Source organism: Paenibacillus sp. TCA20 (assembly GCF_000732325.1).
GTDB lineage: Bacteria > Bacillota > Bacilli > Paenibacillales > Paenibacillaceae > Paenibacillus > Paenibacillus urinalis.
Window position 1 is genome coordinate 22,923 of record NZ_BBIW01000003.1, and the last position, 17,754, is coordinate 40,676.

Consider the following 17,754-nt stretch of genomic DNA (forward strand, 5'->3'; position numbering starts at 1 on the left):
TGAGGAAACGGAGGGAGTACCTTGTTTGAACTGCTGATTACAATGACGGAGCGTATTGGTATCATCGTAACGATTGCGTTTATCGTATCCCGGCTGCGTTTTTTTCGGACCATGCTGAGCTTGGACAAGCTGACTTCCGTTCAACAGGTGCAAGCGGTGCTGGTGTTTGGTGTACTGGGTATCATCGGAACCTATACCGGACTTACCGTACATCCTGATTCATTGGCCCTCAACAAATGGATGCTTGAGGTATCTCAGGAGGAAGCCATCGCTAATTCCAGAGTCGTTGGCATCGTGATGGCTGGTCTCTTTGGTGGATGGAAGATTGGGCTAGGTGCCGGTTTGGTTGCCGGCCTGCACCGTTTTACCTTGGGAGGCTTTACTGGCCTTGCGTGCGGGCTTGCCACGATATTGGCTGGAATACTGGCAGGGGTATTTCGTAAGACAGGAGGACAGATCCGGTTCTCGAAAGCACTCATCCTAGGAGCGGTCGCTGAATCCCTGCAAATGCTAATTATTCTGCTGCTGGCAAGACCTTTTGAGCAGGCACTCAGCCTAGTAGGGTATATCGGTCTTCCGATGATCGTTGCGAATGGAATCGGGTGTGCCCTCTTTTTACTTATTATCCGCTCTGTCGTTAACGAGGAGCAGAAGGCAGCTGCTCAGCAGGCACAGACTTCACTCCGTATTGCCCGTCAGACGCTCGGATATATGCGGCAGGGAATGAAGCTCAGATCAGCTGAAGCGGTATGCCGAATTCTGTTCAGTGAGGTTAAGGCCAGTGCTATCGCTATGACCGATCAGCATGTTATTCTGGCCCATATTGGAATCGGAGACGATCATCATGTGGCAGGACGGCCGCTGCAGACGGAGGTGACCCGGCATGTGATTGAGCAGGGAGAAATGCTCATTGTAGACAACGAGGAGATTCATTGTCAGAAGCAGGGCTGTCCGCTCGGTGCAGCAGTCATAGGTCCGTTAAAACAGGGGGGCCAGACAGTGGGAACCCTGAAATTTTATTTTCGCAGCAAAAAGGATATAACCCATGTAACAACGGAGCTCATGTCTGGACTCACCATGCTGCTAAGCTACCAGCTGGAAGCTGCCCAGCTGGCTGAAGCCAAAGAGCTCGCACGGGAGGCTGAAATTAAGACACTGCAGGCACAGATTCATCCTCATTTCCTGTTCAACACGATGAACACGATTTTGTCATTAACGAGAATAGACGTGGACAAGGCTCGCAAGCTGCTTCGTAGCTTATCAGATTATATCCGCAAGAATCTGACAGCAGCCACCGCGGAACAATCGACGCTACTAGAAGAACTTCAGCATCTTCGCTCCTATTTAAATATCGAAGAAATAAGGTTTGAGGATAAGCTTACAGTTCATTATGATGTCAAGGAGTCCGCCCTGCAGGCCATGGTTCCGCCACTTACTTTGCAGCCGCTTGTGGAAAATTGTATCCGCCACGGCTTCCGTAACAGGACAGCACAGTGTGTTATCCACATCGAAATCACCGATGATCCCGTGACGGGTGTATCGGTGCTGATCAGAGATAATGGAGAAGGAATGAGAGAGGAACGGCTTAGTCAGCTTGGCACACAGAAGATAGAATCCTCAACAGGTACCGGGCTTGCAGTATATAACGTATCCCGTCGATTGACTCTGATGTATGGTATCGGAGCTTCGCTAGAGATTAAGAGCAGTGAGCAAGCAGGCACGGAAGTGAAGTTCCTCATTCCACCAGCATCTGCAAGCGGGAGATCAGACCAATGAAAGGCAGGGATCTTACCTAATGACAGAGAGAATCAGAACTTTAATTGTGGACGATGAACGGTATAGCCGGGAAGAGCTTGCGTATCTATTGGCGCAATATTCCTCAGTTGAGCTAGTAGGAGAAGCAGAGTCGGGGGAGCAGGCGGTCATGAAGGCAATTCAACTGCAGCCTGATGTGGTATTTCTAGATGTTGAAATGCCCATTATGAACGGACTGCAGGCCGCGGAAGCCATGATGAAGATGAAGAGCCCGCCAAAGATGGTGTTCGCAACGGCTTATCCTCAGTTCGGAGTGGATGCATTTCAAGTCGAAGCGCTCGATTATCTGCTCAAGCCGATTGACGAAGAACGCATGGCTGAGACCGTCAAGAGATTGGAGAGAGCAATTCTTAGTCCACATCAGGAGTCATCATCTCCTGCGCAAATGAAGTCTAGTGGGAAGCTGTCCATCGAGGAAGAAGGAGAGATTCACTTTATTGACCCGGATGACATCATTTATCTATCTCGTGAAGAGCCTTATACAAAGATTGTTACTGTCCATCAAGTGCATCAAGTTAAAACGCCGCTGAAGCACTTGGAGGCAAAGCTCAGGCTCTACCCGTTCTTTCGTATTCACAAGAGCTATATGGTTCACATGAAATATGTAAAAAGGCTGGTTCCGTGGTTCAATGGGGCATATCAGCTTGAACTGAAAGGAAGCAGTGAGCTGCTTGCCGTAAGCCGAAATTATGCAAAATCGTTCCGCGAAGCGATGGAATTATAACAGAGCCGGGATCTTCATTCATTGCATTTCATCACATGTCTGATGCACTTCATAGCAGATTTAATGCGTCTTGTCTCAAGATTACGACATGTTAATCGTAAATTGCCCCTTCGCTTGCTCATTTAATTATAATGAATGTAAGCGATTTCATAAGGAGGCGGTAATTTTGATTACATTTATCATATCAATCTTGCTGTTGGTACTCGGTTACTTCACGTATGGAAAATATATTGAAAAGATGTTCGGGGTTAAAGATTCACGTTCGACCCCTGCTTATGTAAATCAGGACGGTGTAGACTATCTGCCGATGAGCACAAGCAAGAACTCGTTGATTCAGCTGCTCAATATTGCAGGTGTCGGCCCGATTTTTGGCCCGATTATGGGAGCGTTATACGGACCAGTTGCTTTTTTATGGATCGTATTCGGCTGTATTTTTGCCGGAGCGGTACATGACTATTTAACGGGTATGATCTCCATTCGCAACCGCGGAGCCCACCTGCCTGAGCTTGCGGGTAAGTTCCTTGGAAAAGTAATGAAGCATGTTGTAAACGCATTCGCTATTTTGCTGCTGATCTTGGTAGGAACGGTGTTCGTCACTTCTCCAGCGAGCCTGATTCATAACCTGATAGAAGGACGAATCAGCATGGGAATTATACTCATCGCTATTTTCGTTTACTACATTCTGGCTACATTGCTGCCGATTGATAAGATTATCGGTCGTTTCTATCCAATCTTTGGTGCACTGCTCTTGATATCTTCAGTGGGTGTCGGAGCTATGCTGATCTTTAAGCAAGCCCCAATTCCTGAGCTGACGCTGACGAACCTCCACCCGGATAATCTGCCGATCTTCCCACTGTTATTCCTGACGATTACATGTGGTGCCTTGTCAGGCTTTCATGCGACGCAGACACCGATTATCTCACGGACAACACAGCGTGAAGGGCAAGGGCGCAAAATTTTCTATGGTATGATGATCGCAGAGGGGATTATTGCCATGGTATGGGCTGCAGCAGCGATGAGCCTGTTCCAAGGTCCGGTTGGCTTAAATGAGCTGCTTGCAGAAGGAGGCACCGGGTTAGTTGTAAGTGAGGTAGCGAAGGTGACCCTTGGTGCATATGTGGGTACGCTTGCTGTGCTTGGTGTTATTGTCCTGCCGATTACTTCAGGCGATACAGCGTTCCGAAGTGCACGAATGATCATTGCAGACTATATCAAGCTGCCGCAGCTGAGCATTAAGAGACGTCTGATCATTGCTGTTCCGCTCTTCGTTATTTCGATCGTACTGACTCAGATTGACTTTAACATCCTGTGGAGATATTTCTCTTGGGCGAATCAAGCAACGGGTGTCATTGCCTTGTTTGTCGGAGCGATGTATCTGTATGTCGCACGGAAAAACTTCTGGGTAGCCCTCATTCCGGGAGCTCTAATGCTGTACACAACCATGGTTTATATCCTGAATGCAGAGATTGGCTTCCGTATGAGCATGGATGCTTCGTATATAGCAGGAGGAGTCATTAGTGTTGTATTGGTTGTTGTCTTTTTCAGAGCTGCACAAAAAGCACGCGCCAATGAGCTTCCTCTGGACGTCGACGTATCAGATTACAACCGGGCAGCCTGAGCTTGAATGAGCAGGTAGATTATATGTTCTAATAAGAGGCACCGCTGCAGTGCGGATCATCTTGAGATGACGGGCTGCGGGGGTGCTCTTTATATTTCACATCTTTTTTAACCACATATCAATTAAATTCATTTACTCCATAGAACTGGACAACTAATTGGGATATAATGGGTAGGAAATCAAGAGAGGGCAGGTGTAACGTCGATGAAATTTAGTGAATATCGTTATGAAAGACCGGATGTAGCTCAGTTTGAACAAGAGTTTGGCAGTCTGCTTACCGTATTTCGCGAGGCGAAGAATGCGGACGATCAGGCCAAAGCGATGAATGAGCTTAACAAGCTCAGAGGAGCCGTCGCCACACAGCTTACACTTGTCTCTATTCGTCATTCCGTGGATACCAACGATGAGTTCTACAAGGCTGAGAAAGATTTCTCCGATGAGACAACACCACTGTTCCAGAAATACATAACTGAGTACTATGATGCCCTAGCCCATTCCGAATTTCGTCCAGAGCTCGAAGCCCGTTTCGGGAAGCAGCTGTTCCAGCTCGCCGAGCTCGAGATCAAGACGTTCAGCCCTGACATCATTAGCGATCTGCAGCTTGAGAATAAGCTGACAACGGAATACTCCAAGCTGATTGCATCAGCCAAGATTGAGTTTGAAGGTGAGGAGCGTACACTATCCCAGCTCATCCCATTTGGCGAATCAACGGATCGCTCCATGCGCAAACGGGCGGAGGAAGCACGTACTGCCTTTATGAGCGAGCATGAGGAAACACTGGACCGCATCTATGATGATCTGGTTAAGGTAAGAACAAGCATGGCGATCAAGCTGGGCTTTAACAATTTTGTAGAGATGGGCTATGCCCGCATGAGTCGTATTGGCTATAACGCCGAAATGGTTGAGAAATTCCGCGCTCAGGTGCTGGAGCATATCGTACCGGTAGCCTCCAAGCTCAAGGAGCGTCAGCGTAATCGGATTGGCGTAGACGAGCTCTACTACTACGACGAGAATGTAGTCTTCCCTACTGGGAATGCAACGCCTAAGGGGGACCCGGAATGGATTGTCCAGAACGGGAAGAAGATGTACGATGAGCTGTCACCAGAGATGAGTGAGTTCTTCAACTTTATGCTTGATAATGAGCTGATGGATCTGGTCAGCAAAAAAGGAAAGCGCAGCGGTGGATACTGCACGTTCATCTCAGACTACAAAGCTCCGTTTATCTTCTCGAACTTTAACGGAACATCCGGAGATATTGACGTACTGACCCACGAGGCAGGCCACGCTTTTCAAGTGTATCAGAGCCGTGACCTTGGCGTTCCTGAGTATATGTTCCCGACACATGAAGCTGCCGAGATTCATTCGATGAGCATGGAATTTTTCACTTGGCCGTGGATGGAGCTATTCTTCGAGCATGAAGTGGATAAATACCGTTTCGAGCATCTCGCAAGCGGTCTTATCTTTATTCCTTACGGCGTATCGGTAGATGAATTCCAGCATTTTGTCTATGCGAATCCAGAAGCGACTCCAGCAGAACGGAAGCAGGCATGGCGTGAGATCGAACGGAAGTATCTGCCGCACCGCAATTACGAGAACAACAGTTATCTGGAGCAAGGCGGCTTCTGGCATAAGCAGGGCCACATATTCGGCTCTCCGTTTTACTATATTGATTACACCCTTGCTCAAATCTGTGCATTCCAGTTCTGGAAGCGTTCGAGAGAAGATTATGCTGCGGCATGGGCCGATTATTTGAATCTCTGTCGTCAGGGAGGAAGCAAATCCTTTACGGAGCTGGTGGCCATCGCGGGCCTGATCTCTCCATTTGAAGAAGGCTGTGTCACCTCGGTGATCGGAACGATTGAAGAATGGCTCGACAGCGTGGATGATACGGCACTGTAAGTCGGACAATGATACTGACCATTAAAAGCGAGATTGAAATCAAGCTCCAAAACGTCAATATTTGACTTTATCCTTGTCAATCTTGTATAATGATCCCGATTATTACTGAATTTTCGATGAAGAGGAATAGTAATAGCGCCTGTGTATTTCAGAGAGCCAGCGGATGGTGCAAGCTGGTTGCCGGAGCACTATGAACTCGCCTTGGAGATATGAGGTTAAGCTATTTGTACAGCATTTGGTAAGCCTCATCGGTTCACCGCCGTTACAGGGTGCTTAAGGGAGTGGACGACGAAGCACGTTTGTCCGCTAACTAGGGTGGTACCACGGGAATTACAACCTCTCGTCCCTAGCGATGACACGCTATGGGATGCGGAGGTTTTTTTTGATTATAGAATTCATTTCGTTGCAAGCCGCATGGCTGGCTGAACCATTCTGTAATCGCGAGGAAGAGTCTGTCAGGACCATAACGATTGACGCTCTTCTTATTGGTTATGATGACGAGGAGGATGTACATTGAGTCAGAAAGAACAGCCGAAGCACGGCTATAATCCCCAGGCAATTGAGCCGAAATGGCAGCAATACTGGGATCAGAACAAGACATTTAAGACAGAGGAAAATCCGGACAAACCGAAGTTCTATGCCCTGGATATGTTCCCTTATCCTTCAGGTGCAGGACTGCACGTAGGACATCCAGAGGGCTATACGGCAACTGATATCGTGTCCCGATACAAGAGAATGCGCGGCTACAACGTGCTTCATCCTATGGGCTGGGATGCCTTTGGACTTCCTGCAGAGCAGCATGCCATTGATACAGGACAGCATCCACGGGATATTACCGTGAAGAATGTTAATAACTTCCGTCGTCAGATCAAATCACTCGGCTTCTCTTATGACTGGGATCGTGAGATCAGCACGACCGATCCTGATTACTACAAATGGACGCAGTGGATCTTCATCCAGCTGTACAATCGAGGTCTGGCCTATGTATCCGAAGTGCCGGTAAACTGGTGTGAAGAGCTGGGAACGGTGCTTGCTAACGAAGAAGTCATCGACGGCAAGAGTGAGCGCGGCGGATTCCCGGTTGTGCGCAAGCCGATGCGTCAATGGGTGCTGAAAATTACGGAATATGCCGATCGTTTGCTTGATGACCTCGACGAACTGGACTGGGCAGAGAGCATTAAGGATATGCAGCGGAACTGGATCGGAAGATCCAAAGGTGCGGAGGTGACCTTCCCTCTCGAAGGTCATAATGCAGGGGTTACGGTATTTACAACCCGCCCAGACACCCTGTTCGGTGCAAGCTATGCGGTACTTGCTCCAGAGCATGAACTGGTAGCAGACATCACAACAGCTGAACAGCGTGAAGCCGTTGAAGCATACATTGAGAAGGCTTCACGGAAGAGTGATCTCGAGCGTACCGATCTTGCGAAGGAGAAGACAGGTGTGTTCACAGGGGCTTATGTCATCAATCCTGTAAACGGGGCGAAGCTGCCTGTATGGATTGCAGACTATGTACTGGCTGGTTATGGTACAGGTGCGATTATGGCCGTTCCGGGTCATGACAGCCGTGACTGGGAATTCGCCAAGGAATTCGGCCTTGATATTATCGAGGTGGTATCCGGCGGTGATGTAACACAAGAAGCGTACACAGGTGACGGAGCCCACGTGAATTCCGGCTTCCTCGATGGTCTGCATAACGAAGAAGCGATCGCAGCTGCGATCTCATGGCTTGAAGAGAACGGCAAGGGTCAAGGCAAAGTGACCTACCGTCTGCGGGACTGGCTGTTCAGCCGTCAGCGTTATTGGGGAGAGCCGATTCCGATTCTGCATCTGGAAGACGGAACGATGAAGACTGTGCCTGAGGATCAGCTGCCGCTGGTACTGCCTGATGTAGAGCAAATCAAGCCTTCCGGCACAGGTGAATCTCCGCTTGCTAACGTAACGGAGTGGATTAATACTGTTGATCCGGAGACGGGCATGAAGGCTCGCCGTGAGACGAATACGATGCCGCAATGGGCGGGAAGCTGCTGGTATTACCTGCGCTTTATTGATCCTCACAATGACAAGGAGCTTGTCTCGAAGGAGAAGCAGCGCGAATGGCTGCCGGTAGACTTGTATATCGGTGGAGCGGAGCATGCAGTGCTTCACCTTCTGTACGCTCGTTTCTGGCACAAAGTGCTGTATGATCTGGGCGTAGTGGAGACGAAGGAACCATTCCACAAGCTGGTGAACCAGGGTATGATTCTTGGAACCAATAACGAGAAGATGAGTAAATCCCGCGGTAATGTCATTAATCCAGATGATATCGTTGATAACTTTGGTGCGGATACACTGCGTATTTATGAGATGTTTATGGGACCGCTCGAAGCGACCAAGCCTTGGAACGAGAATGGCGTTGAAGGCGCACACCGCTTCCTGGCTCGCGTATGGCGCCTGTTTATCAACGAGGATGGCACTCTGAACGAGAAGATCAGCGATCAAGGCACCGAGGAATTCAAGCGTACATGGCATAAGACGATTAAGAAAGTAACCGACGATCTGGAGCACCTGCGCTTCAATACTGCGATCAGTCAGCTTATGATCTTCATCAATGAAGCATACAAGGCAGAGCGTCTTCCGCGCGAAGCAATGGAGAACTTTGTTCAGCTCTTGTCACCGCTTGCTCCGCACATTGCAGAAGAGCTGTGGTCCCGCCTTGGTCATGAAGAGAGCGTGACTTATGTTGCTTGGCCGGGCTACGATGAATCACTCACAGTAGATAAGGAAGTCGAGATCGTTATTCAGATCAATGGTAAGATTGTACAGCGTGCACACGTGGCAGCTGACCTCGATGCCAAAGGACTTGAAGCCCATAGTTTAGAGCTGCCTGCCATTAAAGAAGCACTTTCTGGCAAAACAATCCGTAAAGTGATTGCTGTACCAGGCAAGCTTGTTAATATTGTTGCCGGTTAATTTCACCCGCTCCGAATTCGGCATCCAGCTGTTCCAGGTCTTCTTCGTATTTTGCATGCGTCACCTGGATCAATTGGTCGAATACGCCAGCTAGGTTGGAATCCAGTAAATTTAGTGCCTTGGCGGTAATACCGCCAGGGACGGCAACACGTTTTTGGAGCTGTGACGGTGTCATGGCTCCTTCTGTTAACAGCTTACCTGTTCCAAGGAGCATTTCACTGGCCAGGCAAGTGGCTTCCTCATGATCAATTCCGGTATGCTGCACGGCTGCCTGGATCCATTGCTCCAGAAAAAAAGCGATGAATGCGGGTCCGCAGCTGGTAAGATCAGAGCTGATCCGGGTAAAAGTTTCTTCTACCTGGACCGGTCTGCTGATATAGGAGAACAGCTGCTCGACCCGTTTTTTATCTTCATCCTTCATTCGATTTCCATGAATACATAGAGATGCCCCGCTTCCTCTCAAATGAGTGATGCTAGGGATGATTTTCGTAATTTTACAAGGCAGTACGGACTCCAAATGCCGGATTTGAACCGGGCTCGTAATCGAAATAAGAATATGCTCCGGTTTGATGAAGGGCTTGATATCCTGAGCAACTTCTTTAAATTCATGCGGCTTTACGCATAAGAAAATGAAGTTTGCTTTCATGACGGTTTCCTGATTGGTTTCAGCGGCTTTCAGACCCGGATAGATGGATGAAAGCTTTAGAACTTTGGCATGTGTCCGATTGCTTGCCACGATTTGTCTAGCGTCAAGTGCTCCGGAAGCAAGGAAGGCGTTAATGAGTAAACTTCCCATGCTGCCGGTTCCGATAAATCCAACCTTCAACATCTTGAGGTTCCCCCTTTCTTGCTTTACGGTACTTACGCAGGCTTACGTTCTTCTTAGTGTATGCACCAGGTCTTGGACTACATGACGACAAATTTTACATCAATGTCACAATAGTTTAGGAGGTTTTATGAGGTGAAGAGAGGAACCATTGCCATAGCCTTGACAGCTCTGTCTGCAAGCGCGCTCATATTGTTTGGAGGATCTGGTGATTCGGGCACGGAAGAATGGACCGAAATCAGTGACAGAGTTGCCCTATCTGTAAATGAAGGGAATGCAAATACGGAGGATAGAGCTGGGTCAGCTGAGGGCAAGGAGACGAAGGCTGATGGGAGTACGGAGACAGAAGCTTCATTGGGTATTGGTGAGCAAACTGTAGATGGGCAGTCTGTAAGTGAAAGTACTCCTTCTGCCAAGGCACACGTAACTTCAAGCGAGGTGGAAGAGGCAGTCAGTGATAAGGCAGTGGATCCCTTACCAGAGATGATGGAGGCTGACCGTGTTGCAGGGGAGGATCTAAGCTCTTCACAAGCGGTACAAAATACAGAGCCGGCCGCTGACACTATAGCGTCAGCAGAGTCAGCAGGGGTAAATTCTGCTGCTGAAGGCAAGGTAGCTGTTAACACAGCTGCGCTGGCAGAGCTGATGGAGCTTCCTGGTATAGGTGAGAAGAAAGCACAGGCGATCATCGATTATCGTGCTGAGCATGGCCCTTTTCAGAAACTGAGTGATTTGACGAATGTGAAAGGAATCGGCATGAAGATGCTGGAGAAAATGTCTCCCTATCTATATATTAATTAATATAATCAATTTCATAATACCTTTGGCTGCTATTTGGCTGCTTTAATCAAGAGTATATATAGATCAAAATGGTTTTACTTGTCTATATATAGTTCCAAATTCACCTTTTTTATGTTTATGAAATTGATTCAGTAACAGCGTAATCAATGTCTAAGGAGTAGTGAGGAACGATGTGTGCAGACATAAGAAAAGACTGGGATACTTACTTCATGGATATCGCTTATATGGTATCTACCCGTTCAAGATGCCCCCGCCGACATGTAGGAGCCGTACTCGTACAGGGAAAAAAGCTGCTCGGTACAGCTTATAATGGAGCACCCATGGGTGTACCGGATTGTTCAGAGGCTGGGTGTATGATCTCCGAGGAATACGAACTTACGAACCAGGATGGCAAGGAGGTTATGGTGAAGAAGCAGCGCTGTGTCCGCACCATTCATGCCGAGCAGAATCTGCTCTTGTTCACGGACCGAGCCGATCGGGAGGGCTCCTCTGTATATGTGACGGATGAGCCCTGCTGGACTTGTGCAAATATGCTGGCCAACAGCGGGATTACAGAAATTGTATTTCATAGACCTTATCCGAAGGATACGAGCAAGGTTCGCCAGATGATGGAGCATAAAGGGATTACATTCCGTTCGCTCAGCGGGTATGAGCCACCAAGAGAAACACTGATGACCGTATCGGATTAATGGCTCGAAAGTGAGCCTTAACAATTATAATGAAGAGGAAGAACCTCGAAGGCAGCCAGGGGAATGTGGCTTGTATTCGGGGTTCTTTTTTTGTGCTGCAGGAAGGAGGGTCCATTGAAGGGGAGACCGCTGGCCTTATTTTGTGCTTGCTGGATTGTAGGAAGCAGTGCAGCTCATCTATATGATGGGCTAAGACTATATGCCATTGTACTTGGTGTTATCCTGTTTCTCGGTATTTTGTTCTACTTCACAGAAATTAGAGGAATGCTGCTTACAGTTTTAATGACGAGCATCGTGCTGTCCTGTACTTATTATGAATGGAATGATCTGAAGAACGTAACTGAGCTTCCCGCCTACATGGAACAGGCTGAGGGTGAGGTACCTGGAATGACGGTTGAGCTTCAAGGTACAATTGCATCCAAAGTCGAGGTGGATGGAGACAGAGTGCAGTTTGTGCTGCTTGCGCATAAGGCAAGAGAGATTGGAGCTCTAGATCCGAATTTGCAAAGCTCTGCCGAGACGGGCACAGATGAGGGAGCAGAAGTAATAACGGATGGGGAAGGAGCATATGGAGGAAGGAATAAAGGATCAGTTAAAAAAGAAAATGATGTGCCCACAGAAGCTGCTCCTATACTAAATGAGAAAATTCAGGTGCAGATCAGGCTGCTTGAAGAGCAGGAGCAAACCATCGCAGACGCATGGCAGCGAGGAGATACACTCACAATGACCGGCACGCTGGAAGCTCCAGGAGAGGCCCGTAATTATGGCAGCTTTGATTACAGAACGTATCTGCATACGCAACAAATTCACTGGCTTGTGAAAGCCAAAGGAATAGACAGTATAGAGCATGACCTGCTGGACACTCTCTTTGATAGACATGTCATATTACGATGGAGCGACGCAGCGCGAGAAGAACTTGGAGGCAGGATGGAGGCGATGTTCGAGGAGCCGCATGCCGGTTATATGAAAGGGCTTGTTATCGGGATTGGGGATGAAATAGACCCGGATACCTACGGTGAATTCTCGCAGCTGGGACTTACGCACATTCTCGCCATCTCAGGAATGCATGTCGCCATTTATGTCTCTGCACTGCTGTTTGTACTGTCCAAATGCAGACTTAGTAAGGAGACAGCACTGACGATCACCTTATTTTTAGTGCCTGTCTATGTGCTTATATCCGGTTCTTCACCTTCTGTCGTCCGGGCCGGAATCATGTCGATGATTGGATTGTATATGGCAAGAAGAGGTCTCATGAAGGATGGTCTGAACATTCTCTGTCTAACCGCTCTTATTATGCTGCTGGTGGAGCCTTACATGCTGGTGAATGTGAGCTTCCAGCTGTCGTTTCTGGTAACAGCAGGTCTCATGATCTTCGTTCCACTGCTTACTCCGCATTTTGCCAAGTGGCCGAAGATCTTGTCCGGCACGGCGGTTGTAACCATCGCTGCACAGCTGCTGTCTTTTCCAATGACAGTCTATTATTTTAATCAGTTTTCGTTATTATCGTTTGGAGCTAATTTTCTGCTCGTAGGGTTTATCAGCTTCCTTGTACTGCCGTTAGGCACTCTTGCTCTGGCTCTCGTCTACTTGTGGGAGCCCGCGACGAAGCCGATTGTATGGATTACGGAATGGCTGAATAGTCTGACCTTCGATTTTGTCGCATGGCTGAACACCTTTGAGCAATTTGTTCTCATATGGGCAACCCCTCATTTTATGGCGGTAGCAGCTTATTACTTGGTACTATATATTATTTTCTTATTACTTAAAAAATGGAGAATCAGCAGACAGCCGTTAACGCCACGTGATGAGGATACAATTCCGCTAACGGCAGATCACATGATTCATTCAAGAGGGCAGCAGGCTGTTGGCATCATGCCAAGAAAACCAGGTGCATTCTTCCTTCGCGGCGAAACCCGGCTTCAAGGAGCGATTGATGCGCTGCAAATTTCATCAGCCTGGCCCGAGCTGGAGAGCGTGTTTGGACCACAAGGGGCAGGGTATTATGCTCGTGCTCCCTTTCATTTTTTTCACAAGGTGCTGTTGGCAGGTCTGTGTGTAATATTGTCTGCTGGGCTGTTCATTTCTTACCAAGGACCTTACCGAGCCTCCGAGGGGATTGTAGCTGTTCTTGACGTTGGGCAGGGAGACAGTATTCTCATCTCAACGCCGGCGGGCAAGCATATATTGGTGGATGGTGGAGGAACAATCCAGTTTGGAGAGCAGGAGGACTGGAAGCAGCGCCGAGATCCCTATGAGGTGGGGGAGTCACTGCTTGTACCGCTGCTGAAAAAAAGAGGGATCCAGCAGCTGGATGCAGTGATCCTAAGCCATGGCGACCATGATCATGCAGGGGGACTACAGGCCGTGCTAGAGGATATTCCCGTTTCAACATTTATGTTCAATGGACGGATGACAGATAAAGACGCCTTTCATGAGCTGCTGCAGACAGCACTAGATAAAGGAGTTCGTCTATATGAAGCATATGATGGAATGGTATACGAGCCGGACAAGGATACGAGGCTTACCTTTATGGCTCCAGAAGCTCCCCCTGAGGAGATACATTCTGAGACAGATGACAAGAAGCCTTTGCCTGTATCAGAGGAACAGAATCATGATTCGGTTGTATTCAAGCTGGATATGGAGCATCGCTCCTTCCTATTTACTGGAGATATTGATGCAGCGGCAGAGCTGGACATATTGGATCGGCTGCGAAGACAGAGTGAACCTGGCAGTCATGAGGATACGGCTCACAAGAGGGATGCCGGAGAACATTCTATTGCTTCGTCAGAAGGTGATATGGAGGCAAAGGCACAAACGAAGCAGCAACCGCCGCCGCCGCCGCAGCTTGTGAGTCAGGTGGACGTGCTGAAAGTAGCACATCATGGGAGCAAGACCTCCACGACTGAGGAATGGCTTGCCTATTGGCAGCCGCAGCTATCTGTCATTTCTGCCGGAGTCAACAATACGTATGGGCATCCACATCCTACGGTTACAGACAGACTGGATCAATACGGCTCAGAAATTTACCGCACAGATACGATGGGAGAGGTTCAGATCCGGGTAAGAGATGGAGTGATGGAAATACGGAGTAAGCTTGGGGAAGATTGAGCCCGAGAACGTGTCATCGTGTGAAGTAATCAGTCTGAATATAATCAAAAAACGGTAATGTAATATTAGGCAAACCGTCTGCTCTTTTCAAAAATGGTCTATTTTGCTAACATAAAATAAAAAAAGCAAAGGAATTGTGAGGAAATGTCTTCCCCTACACTAGAAACAAGAGCATATCAGGAATTGCGCCGCCGAATCATATTTGCAGAGTATATGCCAGGAACCCTGCTCTCCGAGAACGACCTTGCGGAACAGCTGAGTATGAGCCGAACGCCTATTAGAGCTGCGATTTCATTATTGGTCACAGAAGGCTTTGTCGAATCTTACCGCGGACGCGGCGTGTTGGTTAAGGAAATCAGCTTCCGCGAGTATACCGAGATTCTGGAAGTCCTGATCTCTCTGCAGCTGTATGTCATTAACGCGGTAGAAAGACGTAATTTGAAATTCGATCTTCAGGAGCTGCAGAAGCACTTGGAACGGCAGCAGCAGGCTAAGGATTCTAGTGATATCCCAGGCTACTATGTGAGCTACCTGGATTTTGTGGAAACGATGATTTACACAATCCGTAATCAGCATATGCTGGGTGTTCTCGAACAAACCAAAGGGAAATTTTTATACCGAATGATCTCCTATCGCAAGCAGTTTCCTCATCATCAGCCTTACAAATCTCTGGAATCGAATCAAAAGGCGTATGAAGCCCTTGTAAAAGGTGATTTAGATGCAGCAAGATCCGAAATTACGGGGATCTATACAGCCACGTACGAAACGTTAATAATGAATGGAATTATATAATCGTCCACAGCGAGCCCATAAGCAGGCTCGTTTTTTTATCGCTATTTTTTAACAATAGTGGTGTATTACGTTAACACACAACTTACATACAACCTGCATACTTATGTTGAGTCGAAATATGAGAGGAGAGAATCAATAATGATTACTCAAGTGAACAGCAAGCGTAATGAAGTGTTTGTGGATGAGAGCCGAATAGAGACAAGCAAGCGCCCTTGGTTTGGACAGCTGCCGGAAGCTCTGCCAGCCCAGTATTCTTTTGCAGTGATGGGCGACCGCTGCGGGATGATGACCCCGGGTGTATTCGAGCAAGGACTTGAGCTTCTCAAAGATCTAAATCCGGAGTTTGTCTTGTTTGTGGGTGACCTGGTCGAGGGCTACTGGAAGGACGCGGACAAGGCGCGCGAGGAATGGGAATACATAGATGCCCAGATCGAGGCAACCGGCTTACCCTTCTTCCAAACGATCGGAAATCATGATTTCGGCACGCAGGCTATGGTTGATGTATGGCGTGAACGTAAGGGGCATGAATACTATGCTTTCCGTGCAGGGGACCAGCTGTTTCTTACCTTGAATACCGAAGATCCGTTTGAAGAAATGCCGGACGAAATGATTGAGCTTATCAAGCGTTCAACGGAAAAAGTGCATGCGGACCCTGAGCATACGATGGAATATATGAAGGAATTTTACGAGGAGATCACAAAAGAACTTACGCCTGAGCAGCTGCAGAGCATGGGTAAGGTAGGCATTGGCATTAGTGCTGAGCAGCTCGCCTTTTTCGAAAAGGTATTAGAGGACAACAAGGACGTGAAGCATACCTTCGTCAGCATGCATAAGCCAGGCTGGAAAGCAGACAGCGCAGAATTTGCACGTCTTGAAGCGATACTGCAAGACCGGGAATACACGGTGTTTGCCGGACATTTTCACACACTGGAGTATACCGCTGATGCGAACCGCACGTATATTCAGCTGGGACGCACCGGAGCAGGTGCCCATGGAATCGGACGGGCTGACGACAATCTTATACTGTGGGTTACAGTGAACGAGGACCGCGTTTCATATAGAGTCATCCATTTGGATGGTGTTACCGATGTCATGGCGTACCCGCCTCAGCTGCATCATCAGGATTAATCACGAGTTCATCTATAAACCTTAGAGGGAGTGGAGAAAGTTCCATGCTGCAGAAAAAAATGTGGACAGCGGGGCTGTTGTCGTTAACGATTCTGGCAACGGCTGCGTGCGGAAATTCAGCTTCGAGCGGAGATTCGGCGGGAGCTGCAACTGGAGCGGACAGCGCACAGGGTGCAAGGGAAAAAACGAAGATTACATTTTACAGCTACAACTTGGCAACCGCATCACAAAAGGATGGAACCCAGAAGCTGATCGACGAATTTGAAGCAGCCAATCCGGATATTGATGTAGAAGGCATTCCTGTACCTTCGCCAGACATTAATGCCAAGGTCCAGGCCGATATTGCAGCCGGTTCTTCCCCGGACATAGCCCAGCTTACTTTTGACGGTCTTGATTATTTTGCAAACAATTTCGGAGTAAAGCCGCTTGAGGACATTGTTCCGGCGGACGAGCTTGCGGAGACATTCGAAGGATTCTCGCCCAATGGTCTGAAGCTCGGACAGCTGGACGGCAAGACCTACGGTCTTCCTTTTACATTTAGTACTCCTGTTTTATTCTATAATGCCAAATTGTTTGAAGAGGCAGGGCTTGATCCGGAGCAGCCGCCGGCTACATGGGCGGAAGTGAAGGAATATGCAGCCAAAATTGCCGAAGCTACAGACGCATCCGGTGTCCATATCGGCGGATCGATCGGCAACGACTGGATCGTGCAGGCCTTGATTGGAAGCAACGGTGGAAAAGTGCTCTCCGATGACCGTACCACCCTGCACTTTGATAGTCCGGAAGCGATTGGCGCCGTTGAAATGTGGCAGGACATAACTGCGAGCGGCGCCGGCAGCAAGCTGAACGACAGTGAGGTCATGGAGGCGTTCAGCCAGGGACAGGTCGGTATGTTACTGTTCACGAGTGCGCTGCAGAGTGCATTTCTCTCGGCGGCGGAAGCTGGAGGCTGGGAGCTCAAGGCGGCAGCTATGCCTTCCTTTGATAACAAACCGACGACACCAGTCAATTCGGGCAGTGCATTGTTTATTTTGTCTGACGATGAAGCCAAGCAGCAGGCTGCCTGGAAATTCCTCGAATTTGTGACCAGTGAGCGCGGCTATACCATTATTACTTCCGAGATCGGCTATCTGCCTCTTCGTCCGTCCATTGTTGAGGATGAGGAGTACTTAAAAGGCTGGGTGGAAGAGAATCCGCTGATCAAGCCTAATTTGGAGCAGCTGGACCGCCTTACCCCATGGGTGTCTTATCCAGGACCGAATTGGTATCAGATCGAGACGATCCTGCTGGAGGCAGTGCAGAAATCTATCCAATCCAGTGATGACGTCACCACCATAATGAAAGAAGCGCAGACGCGGGCTCAATCGCTTATGCCATAAATTCTGATGCAGAAGACAGAAGG

General features: G+C 48.5%; 12 protein-coding genes, 1 pseudogene and 1 other annotated feature. Of the genes and pseudogenes, 12 read left to right on the forward strand and 1 reads right to left on the reverse strand.

Annotated elements, in window-relative coordinates:
* Window positions 1-21: 21 nt before the first annotated feature.
* The 6 genes from TCA2_RS06425 to leuS all read left to right on the forward strand — a co-directional run bounded on the left by TCA2_RS06425 (window position 22) and on the right by leuS (window position 9,008).
* On the forward strand, window positions 22-1,776 hold the full coding sequence (locus TCA2_RS06425; RefSeq protein WP_047910778.1) for a LytS/YhcK type 5TM receptor domain-containing protein: 1,755 nt from the start codon (window positions 22-24) through the stop codon (window positions 1,774-1,776).
* A 19-nt stretch (window positions 1,777-1,795) separates the two neighbouring features.
* The gene (locus TCA2_RS06430) at window positions 1,796-2,539 is read left to right on the forward strand and encodes a LytTR family DNA-binding domain-containing protein (protein ID WP_047910779.1); all 744 of its coding nucleotides are present in this window, start codon (window positions 1,796-1,798) and stop codon (window positions 2,537-2,539) included.
* A 166-nt stretch (window positions 2,540-2,705) separates the two neighbouring features.
* Window positions 2,706-4,157, forward strand: coding sequence for a carbon starvation protein A (locus TCA2_RS06435; protein ID WP_047910780.1), 1,452 nt, complete (start codon window positions 2,706-2,708; stop codon window positions 4,155-4,157).
* Window positions 4,158-4,361: 204 nt separating this feature from the next.
* Window positions 4,362-6,056, forward strand: a complete 1,695-nt coding sequence (locus TCA2_RS06440; protein WP_047910781.1) for a M3 family oligoendopeptidase — start codon at window positions 4,362-4,364, stop codon at window positions 6,054-6,056.
* A 107-nt stretch (window positions 6,057-6,163) separates the two neighbouring features.
* Window positions 6,164-6,407: a binding site (T-box leader), on the forward strand.
* Between the two features lie 31 nt (window positions 6,408-6,438).
* A complete protein-coding gene (locus TCA2_RS27850) occupies window positions 6,439-6,573 on the forward strand; it encodes a hypothetical protein (RefSeq protein WP_274337381.1) in 135 nt (44 codons plus the stop codon).
* Window positions 6,570-9,008, forward strand: a complete 2,439-nt coding sequence (gene leuS, locus TCA2_RS06445) for a leucine--tRNA ligase (protein ID WP_047910782.1) — start codon at window positions 6,570-6,572, stop codon at window positions 9,006-9,008. Before TCA2_RS27850 ends, leuS begins: the two co-directional genes overlap by 4 nt.
* On the opposite strand, the pseudogene comER reads toward leuS, so the two are convergent.
* Window positions 8,989-9,852, reverse strand: a pseudogene (gene comER, locus TCA2_RS06450) (late competence protein ComER); the annotation flags it as partial. The gene leuS and the pseudogene comER overlap by 20 nt on opposite strands.
* A 117-nt stretch (window positions 9,853-9,969) precedes the next feature.
* On the opposite strand from comER, the gene TCA2_RS27510 reads away from it, so the two are divergent.
* The 6 genes from TCA2_RS27510 to TCA2_RS06480 all read left to right on the forward strand — a co-directional run bounded on the left by TCA2_RS27510 (window position 9,970) and on the right by TCA2_RS06480 (window position 17,731).
* Window positions 9,970-10,635: a helix-hairpin-helix domain-containing protein gene (locus TCA2_RS27510; protein ID WP_052511794.1), complete on the forward strand. Its 666-nt coding sequence runs from the start codon at window positions 9,970-9,972 to the stop codon at window positions 10,633-10,635.
* Between the two features lie 170 nt (window positions 10,636-10,805).
* Window positions 10,806-11,324 (forward strand): dCMP deaminase family protein, encoded by a 519-nt coding sequence (locus tag TCA2_RS06460; RefSeq protein ID WP_047910783.1) that lies wholly within the window; start codon window positions 10,806-10,808, stop codon window positions 11,322-11,324.
* 114 nt (window positions 11,325-11,438) lie between these two features.
* Complete coding sequence (locus TCA2_RS06465; RefSeq protein WP_052511796.1) at window positions 11,439-14,432, forward strand: ComEC/Rec2 family competence protein; 2,994 nt, start codon at window positions 11,439-11,441, stop codon at window positions 14,430-14,432.
* Window positions 14,433-14,576: 144 nt separating this feature from the next.
* Complete coding sequence (locus TCA2_RS26075) at window positions 14,577-15,224, forward strand: GntR family transcriptional regulator (protein WP_052511798.1); 648 nt, start codon at window positions 14,577-14,579, stop codon at window positions 15,222-15,224.
* A gap of 138 nt (window positions 15,225-15,362) precedes the next feature.
* Window positions 15,363-16,352: a metallophosphoesterase gene (locus TCA2_RS06475; protein ID WP_047910784.1), complete on the forward strand. Its 990-nt coding sequence runs from the start codon at window positions 15,363-15,365 to the stop codon at window positions 16,350-16,352.
* Window positions 16,353-16,396: 44 nt separating this feature from the next.
* A complete protein-coding gene (locus tag TCA2_RS06480; RefSeq protein ID WP_047910785.1) occupies window positions 16,397-17,731 on the forward strand; it encodes an ABC transporter substrate-binding protein in 1,335 nt (444 codons plus the stop codon).
* The last annotated feature ends 23 nt before the right edge of the window (window positions 17,732-17,754 follow it).